The organism is Stenotrophomonas maltophilia (genome assembly GCF_023518235.1).
GTDB lineage: Bacteria > Pseudomonadota > Gammaproteobacteria > Xanthomonadales > Xanthomonadaceae > Stenotrophomonas.
The window spans coordinates 1,439,598-1,455,925 of sequence record NZ_CP090423.1 but is presented as its reverse complement, the minus strand read 5'-3'; the positions used below and the strand labels follow the sequence as shown (position 1 = coordinate 1,455,925).

General features: G+C 67.2%; 16 protein-coding genes. 6 read left to right on the top strand and 10 right to left on the bottom strand.

Features of this window, described 5'->3' with window-relative positions; translation table 11 throughout:
* Nucleotides 1-507: 507 nt before the first annotated feature.
* On the top strand, nucleotides 508-1,008 hold the full coding sequence (locus LZ605_RS06765; protein ID WP_229557923.1) for a helix-turn-helix transcriptional regulator: 501 nt from the start codon (nucleotides 508-510) through the stop codon (nucleotides 1,006-1,008).
* A 37-nt stretch (nucleotides 1,009-1,045) separates the two neighbouring features.
* Here LZ605_RS06765 and LZ605_RS06760 read toward each other — a convergent pair whose 3' ends face one another.
* The gene (locus tag LZ605_RS06760) at nucleotides 1,046-2,122 is read right to left on the bottom strand and encodes an MBL fold metallo-hydrolase (protein WP_229557922.1); all 1,077 of its coding nucleotides are present in this window, start codon (nucleotides 2,120-2,122) and stop codon (nucleotides 1,046-1,048) included.
* Nucleotides 2,123-2,227: 105 nt separating this feature from the next.
* Between LZ605_RS06760 and LZ605_RS06755 the strand changes: the two genes are divergently transcribed.
* Nucleotides 2,228-2,839 carry a TetR/AcrR family transcriptional regulator gene (locus LZ605_RS06755; protein WP_229557921.1) on the top strand — a complete coding sequence of 204 codons (612 nt, stop codon included), beginning with the start codon at nucleotides 2,228-2,230 and terminating at the stop codon, nucleotides 2,837-2,839.
* A gap of 10 nt (nucleotides 2,840-2,849) precedes the next feature.
* On the opposite strand, the gene LZ605_RS06750 is transcribed toward LZ605_RS06755, so the two are convergent.
* Both LZ605_RS06750 and LZ605_RS06745 read right to left on the bottom strand, forming a co-directional pair.
* Nucleotides 2,850-4,796 carry an EAL domain-containing protein gene (locus LZ605_RS06750; RefSeq protein ID WP_229557920.1) on the bottom strand — a complete coding sequence of 649 codons (1,947 nt, stop codon included), beginning with the start codon at nucleotides 4,794-4,796 and terminating at the stop codon, nucleotides 2,850-2,852.
* 96 nt (nucleotides 4,797-4,892) lie between these two features.
* Nucleotides 4,893-5,609: an SDR family NAD(P)-dependent oxidoreductase gene (locus tag LZ605_RS06745; protein WP_249844231.1), complete on the bottom strand. Its 717-nt coding sequence runs from the start codon at nucleotides 5,607-5,609 to the stop codon at nucleotides 4,893-4,895.
* A 229-nt stretch (nucleotides 5,610-5,838) separates the two neighbouring features.
* Here LZ605_RS06745 and LZ605_RS06740 point away from each other — a divergent pair, with 229 nt between their 5' ends.
* From LZ605_RS06740 to LZ605_RS06725, 4 genes are all read left to right on the top strand, one after another.
* Entirely contained in the window at nucleotides 5,839-6,612 is a 774-nt protein-coding gene (locus LZ605_RS06740) for an APH(3')-II family aminoglycoside O-phosphotransferase (RefSeq protein ID WP_409461437.1), read from the top strand.
* Nucleotides 6,613-6,693: 81 nt separating this feature from the next.
* Nucleotides 6,694-7,284, top strand: coding sequence for a TetR/AcrR family transcriptional regulator (locus tag LZ605_RS06735; protein ID WP_306803901.1), 591 nt, complete (start codon nucleotides 6,694-6,696; stop codon nucleotides 7,282-7,284).
* On the top strand, nucleotides 7,281-8,345 hold the full coding sequence (locus LZ605_RS06730) for a DUF418 domain-containing protein (protein ID WP_306803879.1): 1,065 nt from the start codon (nucleotides 7,281-7,283) through the stop codon (nucleotides 8,343-8,345). Before LZ605_RS06735 ends, LZ605_RS06730 begins: the two co-directional genes overlap by 4 nt.
* Nucleotides 8,346-8,414: 69 nt before the next feature.
* Nucleotides 8,415-9,419, top strand: coding sequence for an aminoglycoside phosphotransferase family protein (locus tag LZ605_RS06725; RefSeq protein WP_249844227.1), 1,005 nt, complete (start codon nucleotides 8,415-8,417; stop codon nucleotides 9,417-9,419).
* Between the two features lie 63 nt (nucleotides 9,420-9,482).
* Here LZ605_RS06725 and LZ605_RS06720 read toward each other — a convergent pair whose 3' ends face one another.
* The 7 genes from LZ605_RS06720 to amaB all read right to left on the bottom strand — a co-directional run bounded on the left by LZ605_RS06720 (nucleotide 9,483) and on the right by amaB (nucleotide 16,108).
* The gene (locus LZ605_RS06720) at nucleotides 9,483-10,370 is read right to left on the bottom strand and encodes a DMT family transporter (RefSeq protein ID WP_249845003.1); all 888 of its coding nucleotides are present in this window, start codon (nucleotides 10,368-10,370) and stop codon (nucleotides 9,483-9,485) included.
* A gap of 32 nt (nucleotides 10,371-10,402) precedes the next feature.
* Nucleotides 10,403-11,464, bottom strand: a complete 1,062-nt coding sequence (murB, locus tag LZ605_RS06715; RefSeq protein ID WP_249844226.1) for a UDP-N-acetylmuramate dehydrogenase — start codon at nucleotides 11,462-11,464, stop codon at nucleotides 10,403-10,405.
* A gap of 8 nt (nucleotides 11,465-11,472) precedes the next feature.
* Nucleotides 11,473-12,528, bottom strand: coding sequence for a quinone-dependent dihydroorotate dehydrogenase (locus tag LZ605_RS06710; protein ID WP_249844225.1), 1,056 nt, complete (start codon nucleotides 12,526-12,528; stop codon nucleotides 11,473-11,475).
* An 8-nt stretch (nucleotides 12,529-12,536) separates the two neighbouring features.
* Complete coding sequence (locus LZ605_RS06705; RefSeq protein WP_249844224.1) at nucleotides 12,537-13,307, bottom strand: class I SAM-dependent methyltransferase; 771 nt, start codon at nucleotides 13,305-13,307, stop codon at nucleotides 12,537-12,539.
* A 7-nt stretch (nucleotides 13,308-13,314) separates the two neighbouring features.
* Nucleotides 13,315-13,599: a DUF4190 domain-containing protein gene (locus tag LZ605_RS06700; RefSeq protein WP_107232363.1), complete on the bottom strand. Its 285-nt coding sequence runs from the start codon at nucleotides 13,597-13,599 to the stop codon at nucleotides 13,315-13,317.
* A 137-nt stretch (nucleotides 13,600-13,736) separates the two neighbouring features.
* Nucleotides 13,737-14,576, bottom strand: coding sequence for an SDR family NAD(P)-dependent oxidoreductase (locus LZ605_RS06695; protein WP_249844223.1), 840 nt, complete (start codon nucleotides 14,574-14,576; stop codon nucleotides 13,737-13,739).
* Nucleotides 14,576-16,108 (bottom strand): L-piperidine-6-carboxylate dehydrogenase, encoded by a 1,533-nt coding sequence (gene amaB, locus LZ605_RS06690; RefSeq protein WP_249844222.1) that lies wholly within the window; start codon nucleotides 16,106-16,108, stop codon nucleotides 14,576-14,578. Before amaB ends, LZ605_RS06695 begins: the two co-directional genes overlap by 1 nt.
* Nucleotides 16,109-16,328 lie beyond the last annotated feature (220 nt).

Below are 16,328 nucleotides of genomic sequence, written 5' to 3'. Positions count from 1 at the left end.
CTCGCAGGTTCGGCCGGAATCTGGCGAGCGCTACGCTAGCAAGGGATGTAATCGTTTACATGACGCACTGCAGTAACGTCGATGCCGTTGCGGGCACGAACCGGGCCGGCCGGCTGACGGGTATGGCTCTGGACGCGTTGGCACGATCGGCTAGGTTCGACGCACGCCACGGAGCTCGGGCTGGTTGTCATTTGACAATGTACCCGAACAGGTACAGACTTCGGAGAACAGCGGATGTCTCGAGTGCGTCACCCTGACAAGGACATAGAAGCCGCGTTGCGTTTTGCCGAAACGCGGGGCTGGAGATTGCGCGTCGGCGGGAGCCATGCCTGGGGCCGGATGTACTGCCCCTACAACGACAGCGAATGCCGGTGCGGGGAGTTCTGCGTTGTGAGCATCTGGAGCACGCCACGTAGTGGACGTAATCACGCCCGGGCGCTGCGTCGCGTTGTCGAGAACTGCAGCCGCGAGCAATAAGTAGCGGTCGAAGCCGAAACGAGGTGGGCAATGACGGAATTCAATTTCACCCTGAAGTACCGCGTGCCGGACGTGTACGACGATACCGATATCCTGGAGCAGCGCCTGGCGGCATCGGGCTGCGACGATGCGCTGTTGGGCATCGGGCGTCCGGGCAGGATGGCGCTGGCGTTCTGCCGTGAGGCGTCGCGTGCCGATCAAGCGCTGCAGTCGGCGCTGGAGGACGTGCAGCAGGCGGTGCCGGGCGCCGAACTGGTTGAAGTAAGCCCCGATCTGGTGGGGTTGACCGATGTGGCCGACCTGCTGGGGATGTCGCGGCAGAACATGCGCCAGCTGATGCTGGCCCACCCGCAGTCGTTTCCATCGCCGGTGCACGAAGGCAGTACGTCAATCTGGCACCTGGCCGACATCCTCGGCTGGTTGCAGGCGCGTGGCAGCGGCAAGGTCAGCTCGGAACTGGCCGAGCTGGCCGCCGTTGCATTGCAGCTGAATCTGGCCCGCGAAGGGCGCAGGCTGCAGCCCAAGGCATAGTGCCGGGCAGGACCGGCACCCCCCGCAGCGGGCTGCGTTACAGCTGCACCTTTTCCCACCAGCGTGTGCCGGCCTGCGGCGCCTGCATGTCCAGGACCTCGCCCATCATCGGCGTCGCTACCGGCACGTTGCTGGCGGCGGCCAGCGCGGTGATGCGCTCAAACGGCTGCTGCCATTCGTGCAGGGCCAGATCGAAGGTGCCGTTGTGGATCGGCAGCAGCCACTTGCCGCGCAGGTCCAGATGCGCCTGCAGGGTCTGTTCGGGCTGCATGTGCACGAAGGCCCAACGCGGGTCGTAGGCACCGGTTTCGATCATGGTCAGGTCGAACGGGCCGTACTTCTCGCCGATGGCCTTGAAGCCGTCGAAGTAGCCGGTGTCTCCGCTGAAGAAGATGCGGAAGTCACCGTCCTGGATCACCCACGACGCCCACAGGCTGCGGTCACTGTCGCCCAGCCCGCGGCCGGAGAAGTGCTGGCCTGGCGTGGCGGTCAGGCGCAGGCCGTTGGCCTCGGTCGATTGCCACCAGTCCAGCTGTTCCACCTTGCCCGCGTCGATGCCCCAGGCGATCAACTGGTCACCCACGCCAAGCGGGGCGATGAAGCGCGCGGTCTTGCGATCCAGCTGCATCACTGCCGCGTGGTCGAGGTGGTCGTAATGGTTGTGCGAGAGAATCACGCCGGCGATCGGCGGCAATTCATCGATGCTGATCGGCGGGGCATGGAAGCGCGCCGGGCCCATCCACTGCACCGGCGAGGCGCGCTCGGAGAACACCGGGTCGGTCAGCCAGTACTGGCCGCGCAGCTTCAGCAGGATCGTGGAATGGCCGATGCGGAACAGGCTACGGTCGGGCGCGGCATCCAGCGTGGCGCGGTCCAGAGGCTGCACCGGGATGGGGTGGGCGGGCACGGTGCCCTTGGGCTTGTTGAACAGGAACGTCCACCAGATCTCCAGGCCGTCGCGCAGGCCCATCGCCGGCTTCGGCAGGGCATTGCGGAACTTGCCGTCGCGGTACTGCGGCGAGGCCGGGAAGTCGGGGAGGGACCAGGACTTGCAGAAGGTGTAGGCGGTCACGGCAAGGATTCCAAGCAGGAGGACAAGGAGCAGGCGCTTCATGGGTGACGTCCGCTGAGTACACTGCACAGTGTAGTTTCCTGTTTTTCAAAAGTACACTGCCGGGTGTAAAATGTGGGCATCCGTTCAGATTCCTGGTGCTCTGCCATGCCCCGTGCCCCGCAACGCCTGACCGACCGCAAACGCGAGGCCATCGTGCGCGCGGCGGTCGAGGAGTTCCGTGCAGCGGGCTACGAGGCCACCAGCATGGATCGCATTGCCGAAGTGGCGGGGGTGTCCAAGCGCACCGTCTACAACCACTTCCCGAGCAAGGAAGCGCTGTTCTCGATGATCCTGGAGGAGTTGTGGGAGCGCAGCGTTGCCAGCGACACACTGCCGTACCGCGCCGACCAGCCATTGGAGGCGCAGTTGCTGCAACTGCTGGGCCAGAAGCTGGAGCTGCTCAGCGACGCCAACTTCATCGACCTGGCGCGGGTGGCAATGGCCGAGATCATCCATTCCCCCGAGCGCGCGCAGGCCATCGTCTGCCGCATGGGCGAGAAGGAGAGCGGCGAGAGTGCCTGGATCCGCGCCGCGATGGCCGATGGCCGGCTGCGCGCGGTCGATCCGGAGTTTGCCGGCCACCAGCTGCACGGGCTGGTGAAGAGCTTTGCGTTCTGGCCGCAGGTGACGATGGGGCAGGCGCCGTTGAGTGCGGCCGAACGCACGCGCGTGGCCGAGTCGGCGGTGGCGATGTTCCTGGGCTTCTACGCGATCTGAACCCTGCCGGCTAGCGTGCCGCAAGCTGGCGGAACTCGGCGGCCGGCAGCGCCGCCGAGTACAGGTAGCCCTGTCCGACATCCACCCCCAACGCACGCAGCTGCTGTTCCTGCGCCAGTGTTTCGGTGCCCTCGGCCACCACGATCGCGCCGCAGCGATGAGCAACCTCGACGATGAAGCGGACAATGGACTGCGATTTCGCATCGGCCAGTGTGGCGATCAGCGACTGCTCGATCTTGACCTCGGCGATGGCCAGCTGCGAAAGCAGGATGAGCGTGGAGTAGCCGGCACCGAAATCATCCAGCGACAACGTCACGCCGGCAGCGAGCAACTGGGCGATGTTGGCGTCGACGACGTCGCGCTCGACGATCTCCGTCCACTCGACGATCTCCAGGCGCAGCCTCGCACCGGCCACGGCATGCAGCTGCAGCAGCTCCTGCAGGCGCAGGCCGAAGTCGGGCAGGCGCAGTGATTCGGCCGAGACGTTGACGGCGATGGTCAGCGCGGCGACGTCCTGCTGGCTGTGCTGCAGGAAACGCACCGCCGAACGCAGCGTGGCCCACTCCAGGTCCGCCAGCCGGCCGTGCCGACGCACCAGCGCGATTACCCGCATCGGTGCGATGGCGCGCCCTTCACCATCGCGCATGCGCAGCAGCGCCTCGGCACCCACCAGCTGCCGATCATGCAGGCGATGCTTGGGCTGGTAGCACAGCGGGGCGTCACCCTGCTGCAGCCAATGATCGAGCGCGCTCTCGATCAGGGCGTCGATCTCGCTGTCGCGCTGGATCGGATCATCGAAAAACACCACGCCTGATTCGATCGCACTCAGTGCCAGGGTGATCGCGCGGAACGGCAGATGGCCATCGTCGGCATCACCTGGAGGCTTCAGTTCCACCACCGCGCAACGGAACAGCGGCCGGAAGCCCGGCCAGTCCTGCGCAACCCGGTCGGCCAGGTTGGAGGCCAGTTCGGCAATCTGCGGCTGCACGCGCAGTTCGGGCAGCGACAGGCCATGGATCAGGATCGCCAGCGCGGCGTCGCCAAACTGGTAGATCTCCACCCGCTCTGCGGGTAGCGGCGGCAGCAGCCGACGCACGTCGTCGCTGCTGTCGCGTCGCCACAGCCCGTTGTCCTGCAAGGGCCCATAGCGAAGGCGCAGGTCGCGCAGGTTGCCCATCTCGGCCACGATCAGGCAGGCCTTGCCGACGCCGTCGTTGTCGCGCCAGACCTGCTGCAGGCGTTCGCCCAGTGCACGCATGTTCGGCAGCCCACTGATCGGATCGACGCGCAGCCAGGCCTGTTCGCGCTGACGCTGCGCATCGATCTGCGCGTCGTTGTAGACCAGCGCGAACACCGCGCCGAGCATCAGCAGCGAAAGCGGCAACGCCAGCAAACGCTGGATTGCCAGTTCTTCCACCGGCAGGTGGGCGGCGCCGATGATCGCCACGCCCAGCGCCAGGCCGAGGGCGGTGACCACGATGCGCACCCCCCACGCCTGCAGGAGGATGCGCAGCGAGAGTTCGCCGAGCATGCGCGGGTGCAGGCGACGACGCAGCCAGATGCCGGCCAGCATCTGCAGGGTGGACTCGAGGCTGGCAGGCAGGAAGAACTGCGTACCCGAAAACTGGTAGCGCGCCATCAGGCTGCCGGCGAGACAGGCCAGGCCGCCGCGCCAGCCGCCGAGCAGACCACTGATCAACAGGATATCGAAGCCGAGGTGGAGCTTGACCACCCCCTGGGTATAGCGGGCCACGAACCAGGAATTGAACAGGTAGATCAGGCCCAGCGCCACGCCCACGTACAGCCGGCGGCCTTCGATGGCATGGCCGGCACGGCGGGTGGCGATCAGCAGCACGCCGATCATGCCGATCACCGCGGTGGCCTGCAGCAGGTACAGCGGCAGGCTGGGCAGGGCGCTGTCCAGGACCTGGGCCGCAACCCGTGAAAGCGCATCCATAGCAGGTTCCCGCCTGTGACCGACGGCCAGTGAGGAGCAGGGTAAACCACGGCCGCGCGCGCGGCCACTGAGGCCGCACGGCGCTGGCTGTCATGGTCAGTAGCGAGGGTCGGCGATGGCCGGCAGCACCAGTTCGCGTACGAAGCCGGACGGCGACAGCTGCAGCAGTGCACGCACCATGGCCACCACGTCGTGCACCGGCACCAGTTCACCTTGGCCACGTGCCGCCGCGTCGGCCACCGGTACCGACAGCGCATCGTCGGTATTGAGATAACCCAGCTGCAGGCTGGTCACCGCCAGGCGTCGATCACGGAAGCCTTCGCGCAATGCGTCGGCGATGCCATTGAGTGCGAATTTCGAGGCGCCGAACGCTACTTCCGGACGGCCGCTGCGCGGCAATGCCGAGGTCGAGCCGGTCAGCACCAGCTGCGGTCGCGGCGCGTTCAGTACGCGCGGCAACAGGCGCTGCAGCAGCACCAGCGTGGCGGTGATGTTGACGTCGACCAGCTGCGTGAGCGCCGCATCGCTTTCATCGAGGAAGGCGTACTCTTCGCTGAAAGCCTTCTCTTCCCAGATGCCCAGGTTGTGGATCAGCACGTCCAGATCGGCCGGTGCCTGCGCGGCAATGTGGTCGGCGGCAGTGGAGGGCTGGGCCAGGTCGGCCTCGATCCATTGCAGGGTGATTCCATCCGGGCATTGCAGGTCGCGCGGGCGGCTGCGGGAAACGCCGATAACCGTATCGCCGGGGCAGCACAGGCCTTCCACGAACGCCCGACCGAGGCCCCTGCTGGCGCCGATGACCATCAACTTCATGTTGCTTCCTTGTATGGGAGAGTTGCAGCGAACGCCACTGCACACCGCCTGCGCGGCGCTGGCCACTGTGGACGTCAAGCCGGATCTCGTCCATCTCCCGGCGCCCCGACGTACGGATCCGGTTCAGCGCGGCCGAGCGCCTGCTGGAAGTGCGCGACAATCGCCCGCGTCACCGACTGAGGCAGGACTTCGCATGCGCATGGATGAAACCGGACCCACCCCGAGCGGGATGCCGTTGCCGCAGGCGTGGCGGCAGACTCTGGCCGAGGCCCGCATCGAACGGCAATCGATCGGCGCTTCGCGCGCGGAGGTTGCCCGCGTGCATCGGCACGGGCAGGCCGATGCTTTCCTGAAATCGGAAGTGATCGACGCCTTCAGCGAACTTGGCGATGAGATCGCACGCCTGCGCTGGTTGCAGGCACAGGGGCAGCCCGCGCCGACGGTGATCGCCACCATCGAGGAAGCAGGGCGCCGCTGGTTGCTGATGAGCGCGTTGCCTGGGCGAGATCTGGCGTCGTCGCCGGAGCTCGCGCCGCAGGCGTTGGTTGAGGTGCTGGCCGATGCCCTGCGTGGCCTGCACGCGCTGCCGGTTGCCGCCTGTCCCTTCGACCAGCGCATTGCTTTGCGTCTGCAGGCTGCGGCAGCGCGGGTGCAGGGTGGCCTGGTCGACGCCGACGATTTCGATGACGAACGCCTCGGCCAGAGCCCGCAGCAGGTGTTCGCCGACCTTCAGGCCACCCGGCCGGAACACGAAGACCTGGTGGTGAGCCATGGCGACGCCTGCCTGCCCAATCTGATGGCGGTCAATGGTCGCTTCAGCGGGTTCATCGACTGCGGGCGGCTCGGCGTGGCGGATCGTTACCAGGACCTGGCGTTGGCCGCGCGCAGTCTGGTCGACAATTTCGAAGGCACCCGTTGGGTGGCGCCCTTGTTCCAGCGCTATGGCCTGGTTGCCGATGAGCGGCGGCTGGCGTTCTACCGGTTGCTTGATGAGTTCTTCTGAGGCGGCAGGGGGCTGAACAATGGCCTGCCGGCGTGCGCTGGATCCCTTGCAATGTACGAACGTTCGTTCAGTATCTGCGCCATGAACCGCATCGACCGCAACCAGCAACGCATCGCCCAGATCCTGCAGGCGGCCCTGCAGTGCTTTCTGACCAAGGGCTTCCACCAGACCAGCATGCGTGACATCGCGCAGGCGGCCGGGGTCAGTCTGGGCAATCTCTACAACCACTTCCCGGGCAAGCAGGCGATCATCCTTGCGGTGGCGGTGGCCGAGAGCGAAGAGCTGGCGCCGCTGCTGGCCCGGTTGGCGGCAGCCGACGGTGAGCGCACGCAGGTAGTGGCCTTCCTTGAGGCGTTCCACGCGCTGTGCCGGCAGCCGGAGTGGGCGACGCTCGCCGTCGAGGTCCTTGCCGAATGTGCGCGGACCCCGGAAGTCGCCGCCGCGTTCAACGCCAATCGACGGCAGGTGCAGCAGGCGCTGGCCGATGCACTGCTGCGCATGGCACAGCGCGAACGCCGGCGGCCTGCGCTGACACCGGCGCTGCAGGCGCAGGTGGTGCTGGATGCCATCGAGAGCGATGCACTGCGCCAGGGCCTTTTCCAGGCCGGTGGTACGCAGGGTGACGCGCTTGATCCTGGCCCGTTGCTGGCACTGCTGGGCGCACGCGGGTGAGTGGCGTCGACCGGCGCATGCATGGCCTGGATCTGGCGCGCTATCTGGCTCTGGCCGGCATGGTGCTGGTCAACTTCCGGCTGGCCATGGCCGTTCCTGCGGAAGGTGACGGTTGGCTGGCCGGTTTCTTCCACCTGCTGGAGGGCAAGGCCTCGGCGACCTTCGTCACGCTGGCAGGGCTGGGCCTGGTGCTGGCCACGCAGCGCGAGCGATGGGGGCCGGCAACGCTGCAGACCTGGCGGCGCGCGATGGTCCTGCTGGTGTTGGGCCTGCTCAACCTGACCCTGTTTCCGGCCGACATCCTGCACTATTACGCGGCGTACTTCGTGCTTGCAGTGCTGTGGCTGCACGCGTCGGCGAAGGTGTTGCTGGCCAGCATCGTCGGCCTGGCGGCGTGCTCGTTCTGGGCGCTGCTGCGCTGGGATTACAGTGAAGGCTGGAATTGGCAGACACTGGAGTACGCGGGCCTCTGGCAATGGCCTGGCGCGGTGCGCAACCTGCTGTTCAACGGTTTCCATCCAGTGCTGCCGTGGCTGTGCTTCTTCCTGCTGGGGATGCTGTTGGCGCGCCTGCCGCTGTCGGTACCCCGGGTGCAGCGGGCAGTGCTGATGCTGGGGCTTTTGCTGATCGTTGCCGGCCACGGTGTGCAGCATCTGGCGCAGGCAACGCCCTGGCAGGTGTGGCTGGGAACGCAGCCGATGCCACCCGGTCCGGCCTACCTGCTGACCGGCGCTGGTGCGGCGTGTTCGCTGATCGCCACCTGCCTGCTGCTCACGCGTCGATGCCCGGGTGACTGGATGGAACCGTTCACCGCCGCAGGGCGCATGACCCTGACCCTGTATGCAGGCCACATCCTGCTGGGCATGGGCACACTGGAAAGCCTGGGCCTGCTGGACGGCAGCGCTTCGTTGGGGGCGGTGCTGTTGTGGGCGCTGCTGTTCCTGATGCTGGCGACGGGCGCAGCGTGGCTGTGGTCGTGGCGGTTTGCGCGTGGCCCGCTGGAAGCGTTGATGCGTCGCGTCGCGGGCCAGCCCTCAGCGCGCCCCGGCACGACGTTGTGACGGACATGTCTGTGTCTCGGCGAGGGCATCTGCGATAGTGGGCGCAGGTAATACTTTCCCCTTCCATTCATGTCATTCGCGTCGGCGCAGCATCTCGGCGAAGTTCTACAACAGTCCTACGGCATTACGGCGACCGCGGTGGTGCCACGCGCAGTGGGCGCCGACGCGGGCGCCAGCGTGTACCGCGTCGATGCGCGGCATGGCCAGTGGTGGCTGAAATGCCGTACCTACCAGGTCGATCCCACGGTGTGGGACAGCCTGCATTGGTTGCGCGGCACCTCCGGCATCGACGAGATCGTGGCGCCCTGGCCGGCACTCACCGGCGGCGCATCGGTTCAGCGCTGGGGCCTGCAGTTCACCCTGTTTCCCTATATCGAAGGTCAGTCCGGTTTCGAGGCCCCCTTGAGCCGCGCCCAGTGGAACCGGTTGGGCCAGGTGCTGCGGCGTCTGCACGAGGTGCAGCTGCCTGCGGAACTGCAGGGCGCATTGCCGCGGGTGCAGCTGGAGCCCGCAGCGCTGGAAACGGTGGGCCGCTGGCTGGCGGAGGGCGGCCTGCCGGCTGCTCAGGACGGGCTCAGTCGTGCGTTCGTCTCCATATGGCAGCAGCAACACGCGCGCATCGCCGCGCTGCACGCACACGCGTTGCAGCTGTACGGCGCACTGCAGGGCGTTGCGGTGGACCTGCACCTGTGCCACACCGACCTGCACGCCGGCAACCTGCTGATGGGCAACGATGGCGGCCTGCACCTGATCGACTGGGACGGCCTGTCACTGGCACCGCGCGAACGTGACCTGATGTTTGTCGGTGCCGCCGTTGGCGGGCGTTGGGGCCGTGAGAACCCGGCGGGTTTCGGCGAAGGTTATGGCAGCGACCTGGGCGATCCTCGCTGGATCGCCTGGTATCGTCACTGGCGCATCCTGCAGGACCTGATTGAATTCCAGCAGGTGCTGCTGGCGCCAGGCGCGCTGGATCGTTCGCCCCAGCTGCGTCGGCAGTCGCTGCATTTCCTCAGCGAGCAGTTCGCTCCGGGCAACGTGTTTGATGCCGCCGAGCGCGCGTATCGCGCGCTGTAGATCCACGCCATGCGTGGATGGCGTGATCAGGCGGGAAGGTTGTTATCCACGCTTGGCGCGGATCTACTCGGCCGGTTTGGCTGCGGCTGAGGCGGCAGCGCTGGCCGCACGCCGCGACAGCACGGCTTCGCGATGGGCGATATAGGCATTGGCGGCGAGGATGATGCCGGCACCGAGGATCGTCCAGCGATCGACGGTTTCATTGAACAGCAGCCAGCCACACAGGGTCACCAGCGGAAGCTGCAGGAAGCTGATCGGGGTCAGCGCTGACACCTCGCCCAGGCGCAGTGCGCGCGTCCACAACAGCTGGCCCAGGGTGCCAAGCACGCCGGTGGCCAGCAGCCACAACCAGGCCATGCCGGTGGGCCAGACCCAGACGAACAGCGCCGGGACCAGCGACAGCGGCACCCAGAACACATAGGTGTAGAGCACCACGGTGTCGGCACTGTCGATGCGGGTCAGCTGCTTGATCTGGATTGCCACCAGCGAGCTGAGCACGGCCGCGCAGACCGCGACCAGGCTGCCAGCGGTGAAGCCGGCGGTGCCAGGGCGCACGATCACCAGCACGCCGATGAAGCCGACCACCACCGCCGCCCAGCGGCGTACGCGCACGGTTTCGCCCAGCCAAAGTACCGCGGCAATGGTGACGAACAGCGGCGTGGAGTATGAGAGCGAGACCGCCTGGGCCAACGGCAGGTGTCCCAGCGCCCAGAACGCACACAGCATCGACGCCAGCCCGATCGCACTGCGCACGAAATAGCGGGGCAGCTGCTGGGTCTTCAATGGCGCGCGGCCCGGCCGCAGCAGCATCGGCAGCAGTGCAAGCAGGCCGAAGGCGTTGCGGAAGAACGCCACTTCCTGGGTCGGCACGTAGCGCGTGGCGTAGCGGATGGCGACCGCCATCAGGCCAAAGGCCATCGTGCTGCCGAGCATCAGCAGCGCCGCCCGCATCGGAGTGGCGCCGGGGGAGAGGGTGGGGCTGTTCACCACTGTGCGCCGAGCAGGCGGGGCTCCGGTTCGATCGGTACGCCGAATTTCTCCAGCACTGAGGCCGAGATGCGGCGCGCCAGTGCCAGCAGTTCGGCGCCGGTAGCGTTGCCGTGGTTGACCAGCACCAGCGCATGGCTCGGCGCCACGCCCGCATCGCCTTCGCGGAAGCCCTTCCATCCGCAGGACTCGATCATCCAGGCCGCCGAGACCTTGCGCTTGTCCTCCTGCTCGGCCGGAAACACCGGCAGCTCGGGAAAGTGCTGCAGCAACACGTCGACCTGCTCCAGCGGCAGCACCGGGTTCTTGAAGAAACTGCCGGCATTGCCCAGCACATCCGGGTCGGGCAGCTTGCGGCGGCGGATGGCGATCACTGCATTGGCCACGTCCACCGCGCCCGGTAGTTCCACGCCCTGAGCGTGCAGCTCCTCGCGGATCCCGGCGTAGTCCATGCGCAGGTCGTGCAGCAGCGGCAGCTTCAGCTCGATGGCGGTGATCAGGTAACGGTCCATCTGCTGCTTGAACACGCTGTCGCGGTAAGCGAAGCCGCACTGCTCGTTGTCCAGGCGGACCCAGGCCTGCTGCTGGCAGTCCCAGGCTTCGACGGCCTGGATGAACTCGCCGACCTGCACGCCATAGGCGCCGATGTTCTGGATGGGCGCGGCACCGGCGGTGCCGGGAATCAGTGCCAGATTTTCCAGCCCGGACAGGCCTTCCTGCAGCGACCACATCACCAGACCATGCCACGGTACACCGGCGCCGGCGCGGATCACCGCATGGTCGGCGCGGTGTTCGAGGAAGCTGATGTCGCGGTTGCCGAACACCAGCACGGTGCCGGGCAGGTCCTCGGCGATCAGCACATTGCTACCGCTGCCCAGTACCAGCAACGGGCCCTCAGCCACTTCGGGCAGCGCCAGTACCTCCGGCAACAGCGCCGGGTCGTGCAGTTCCAGCAGCTGTGCCGCGCTGGCCCGCACATGGAAGGTGTTCAGCGCCTGCAGCGGCGCATTGCGGGTGAGCGTCCAGCGCAGTGGTGCGGCGGCGTCGGTGGTGTCCATGGGCGCGCTCACAGCGGTGCCACCGCGCCACGGCTCGGCGCTTCGCGGCGGCGACGGATCGCCTCCACGCATTCGGAAACCAGCGCCGGGCCACGGAAGATCAGTCCGCTGTAGCACTGCACCAGTGCGGCACCGGCAGCCATCTTGGCCACCGCGTCAGCACCGGACAGGATGCCGCCGACACCGACCAGCGGCACCGATTCGGGCAGGCGCGCGCGCAACCGGCGCAGCACCAGCGTGGACTGTTCCAGCACCGGTGCGCCGGACAGGCCGCCGGCTTCGTTGGCCAGCGGATCGCCGGCCACCTTGCTGTGGTCGATGGTGGTATTGGTGGCGATCACGCCGTCCACCTGAAGTTCGCCCAGCACACGCGCGGCGGCATCGATGTCGCGCTCGCTCAGGTCCGGTGCCACCTTCACCAGCATCGGCACGCGACGACCGTGTTGCGCGGCGAGGGTTTCCTGGCGGTCACGCAGCTGGCTGACCAGCTGGCGCAGCGCGGTCTCTTCCTGCAGTTCGCGCAGGCCGGCGGTGTTGGGCGAGGAAATGTTGACGGTGATGTAGTCGGCCAGCGGGTACACCTTGTCCATGCAGGCGATGTAGTCATCGGCCGCCTGTTCGTTGGCGGTGTCCTTGTTCTTGCCGATGTTGATGCCGAGCAGGCCACGGCGGTTGCGCGCGCGTTCGACATTGCGCACCAGCACGTCCACGCCGGCATTGTTGAAGCCCATGCGGTTGATGATGGCGTTGTGTTCCGGCAGGCGGAACAGGCGCGGCTGCGGGTTGCCGGCCTGCGGGCGCGGGGTGATGGTGCCGATCTCGACGAAGCCGAAGCCCAGCGCGAACAGGGCATCGATGTGCTCGCCGTTCTTGTCCAGCCCCGCGGCCAGGCCGACCGGGTTGGGGAAGTTCAGCCCGAACACGGTGCTCGGCATCGGCGCGATGCGGGCGGCCAGCAGCGGCGTGGTGCCGGTGCGCCAGGCCAGGTCCAGTGCGGACAGGCCGAGGCCGTGGGCGCGCTCGGCGTCGAGCGAGAACAGGAAGGGGCGGGCAAGCGAATACATGCGTCGGTTCAGTCCAGCGTGCCGAGGAAGGCTCGGGTTTGATATTCAAAGGCGACCTGGCCGTCGACCGCGTGGGCGGCGAACAGGTCCTGCAGCGCGGCGATCATCGGCGCGTGCCGCGGATGACCGGCCTGCGGTGCGTAGGACGAGGACAGCAGCCGCCCGCGCAGGGCGTCCAGATCCAGGTACTGCACGTTCGGCAGCTGCACCATGCCGCGCAGCCCCGTCCCGAACCATGCCCGCATCATGGCGTCATCCTGGTAGCGCTCGGCCACCGCGCTGTAGTCGGTACCGAAATCAAGCAGCAGCTGCTCGTAGCCCACCAGGAAGGGGCTGGCATCGAGCAGGCGCGAATTCCAGTAGATCAGCGCCTGGCCACCAGGACGCAGGATGCGCTGCCACTCGGCGCGCACGGCCACGGTGTCGAACCAGTGGAAGGCTTGGGCGACGCTGACCAGATCGATGCTGGCATCATCCAGGCCAGTGGCTTCGGCGCGGCCATCGGCGGCCCGGAACTGCGGGTACTGCGGGCCCAGCCATTGCTCGGCGGCGGCGCGCATGGCCGCATTGGGTTCAACGGCAACAACGGGATGGCCGGTGGCCAGGAACAAGCGGCTGGAGATGCCAGTGCCGGCGCCGATGTCGGCGACCTGGACCTGATGGCCGACGCCCATCGGGCCATGCAGCCACTCCAGCAGGGCGGATGGGTAGTCAGGCCGGTAACGGACGTAGTCGGCGACGCGGCTGCTGAAGCGTTCAGTGCTGTCGGAGGTCGTCATGGCGGGCTCAGTTCGACATCGCGGCGAGCCAGGCCAGGCCGCCGAAGAACAGGATGAAGACCACGATCGCAGCGATCACGGCGCCGACCATCAGCCAGCCCAGTACCAGCCCAGTGACGGCCAGACCGTCACCGTCAAGGTCGTGCGGGCGGCGGCGGATCTCGGCGCGGGCCATGTGCCCGGTGACGATGGCCACGATGCTGGCCACGAACGGCAGGACGGTCCAGCTGGCGATGCCGGCGACCAGGCTCACTACGGCCAGGGCACTTGTCTGTCGGGGTGCCACGCTCATCGGGGTCCTCCTTGCAGTGTGCACATGATAGTGCCTCTGCCCGGGCAATCCCATGCCCGGAGGAAACGATGGCAGGCGTCGACCTTGGTCGACGAAAGGCATGCCAACCAAGGTTGGCCGCTACCGGAGCGCCGGCGTCAGCCCATCAACACCTGGCCGCCATCGACATTGAGCACATGGCCGGTGATCCAGCGCGCCAGCGGCGAGCACAGGAACAGGGCGGCATCGGCGATCTCGCGCGGATGACCGAAGCGCCCGAACGGAATCTTCGCCAGGGTGCCGTGGTACAACGCAGGATCTTCGGTGCGGCGACGGTCCCACAGGCCATCGTCGAACGCGATCGAGCCCGGTGCGATGGCGTTGACCCGGATGCGGTGCGGGGCCAACGCCAGCGCCTGCGAGGTGGTGTAGTGCGAAAGCGCGGCCTTGGCCGCGGCGTAGGGCGCGCCACCGGGGCGCGGCTGCTGCGCGGCGATCGAAGAGAGGTTGAGGATGCAGGCATCGCCGGACGCGCGCAGCCAGGGCAGTGCCAGGCGCGAGGCACGCACGGCCGCCATCAGGTCGATCTGCAGGCTGGCGGCCCAGCCATCCTCGTCATCGACCATGCCGTACCCGGTAGCATTGTTGACCAGCACGTCGACCCCGCCGAGTGCGTCGGCAGCGGCGTCCAGCCACGCCTGGATCTGGCCGATGTCGGCCAGATCGGTGGCAAACGTGTGCAGCGGCGTGCCCTGGGCGCGGGCGTCGGCCTGCAGGGCATCCAGCCCGGCCTGGCCGCGGGCGCAGGCCGAAACCTGTGCACCGGCGGCGGCGAACGCCAGCGCCATTTCACGGCCAATGCCCTTGCTGCCGCCGGCGATCAATACCCGGCGGCCACTGAAGTCGAGGGTCGGAGCCCCTGCGGGGATCCGACCCTGGGCAGGGGTCAGAGCCCCGGAGGGGCTCTGACCCGCAGGCATGGCCGAATCGTTCGCCATTACAGATCGAACTTGATGCCCTGGGCCAGCGGCAGCGAATCCGAATAGTTGATGGTGTTGGTCTGGCGACGCATGTAGACCTTCCACGCATCCGAGCCGGACTCGCGGCCACCGCCGGTGTCCTTCTCGCCACCGAAGGCGCCACCAATCTCCGCACCGGAGGTGCCGATGTTGATGTTGGCGATGCCGCAGTCGCTGCCGGCGGCCGACAGGAACTTCTCGGCGGTCTTCAGGTTCTGGGTGAAGATCGACGAGGACAGGCCCTGCGGCACGCCGTTCTGCATGTCGATGGCTTCGTCGAGGCTGTCGTACGGCATCACGTACAGGATCGGCGCGAAGGTCTCGTGCTGGACCACGGCATCGCTGTTCTTCAGGCCGGAGACGATTGCCGGCAGCACGAAGTTGCCGGCGCGCTCGATGCGGGTGCCACCGGTTTCAATGGTGCCGCCGGCGGCCTTGGCCTGGGCGATGGCATCGAGGAACTGCTGCACGGCGCCGTCGCTGTTGAGCGGGCCCATCAGGTTGGCGGCATCGGTCGGGTCGCCGATCTTGCCTTCCACCTGCTTGTAGGCCTTGACCAGGGTGGCCAGCACGTCGGCGTAGATCGAGCGGTGCACGATCAGGCGGCGAGTGGTGGTGCAGCGCTGGCCGGCGGTACCGACCGCACCGAACACGATGCCCGGCACGGCCAGCTTCAGGTCGGCGGTTTCGTCCAGGATGATGGCGTTGTTGCCGCCGAGTTCGAGCAGGCAGCGGCCCAGGCGGCGTGCGACCTTCTCGTTGACGGTGCGGCCGACCTGGGTGGAGCCGGTGAAGCTGATCAGCGGCACACGGCGGTCATCGACCATCTTTTCCGACAGCGCGGTGCCGGCGTCGTTGATCAGGAAGAAGATGTCCGGGAAGCCGGCTTCGCGCAGGGCGTCGTTGCAGATCTTCAGCGAGGCGATGGCGGTCAGCGGGGTCTTGTTGGACGGCTTCCAGATGCAGACGTCACCACAGATGGCGGCCAGGAACGAGTTCCAGCTCCACACCGCCACCGGGAAGTTGAAGGCCGAGATGATGCCGACCAGGCCCAGCGGGTGGTACTGCTCGTACATGCGGTGGCCGGGGCGCTCGGAGTGCATGGTGTAGCCGTACAGCATGCGGCTCTGGCCCACGGCGAAATCGGCGATGTCGATCATCTCCTGCACTTCGCCGTCGCCTTCGGGCTTGCTCTTGCCCATCTCCAGCGCGACCAGCGAGCCGAGGGCGTCCTTGTGCTTGCGCAGTGCTTCACCGCACAGGCGCACGGCTTCGCCGCGGCGCGGCGCCGGCGTGGTGCGCCAGACCTTGAAGGCTTCCTGGGCCCGGGCGACGACGATGTCGTATTCGGCCTCGGTGGTCGCGCGGACCTGCGCGATCGGCTCGCCGGTGGTCGGGTTGACCGGGGTGATCAGCTCACCGCTGGTCGCGCTCGACCACTCCCCGTTGCCCAGGTACGTGCCAGCGTTGATCGCGTCCAGGCCAAGGGACTTGAGCAGCTCGGAAGACATGCAGACTCCTGTGTTTCGTTACGTTGTTTGGCGCCATCGCGGGCAGGTGGGGGGCGCGATGAACGGAACCGCCGATGGTAGCAGAGGCCGGTTGCGCGGCTTTGATGCGGTGCGGGGTAGGGGGCGGCGGCGCGGGGTGTCAAGCGCTTGGCACCCTGTGAAGGCTTGTTGACGGTTTGTGACGCAAGGTGACGCATATCGACACCCTCCGAAACAAGCA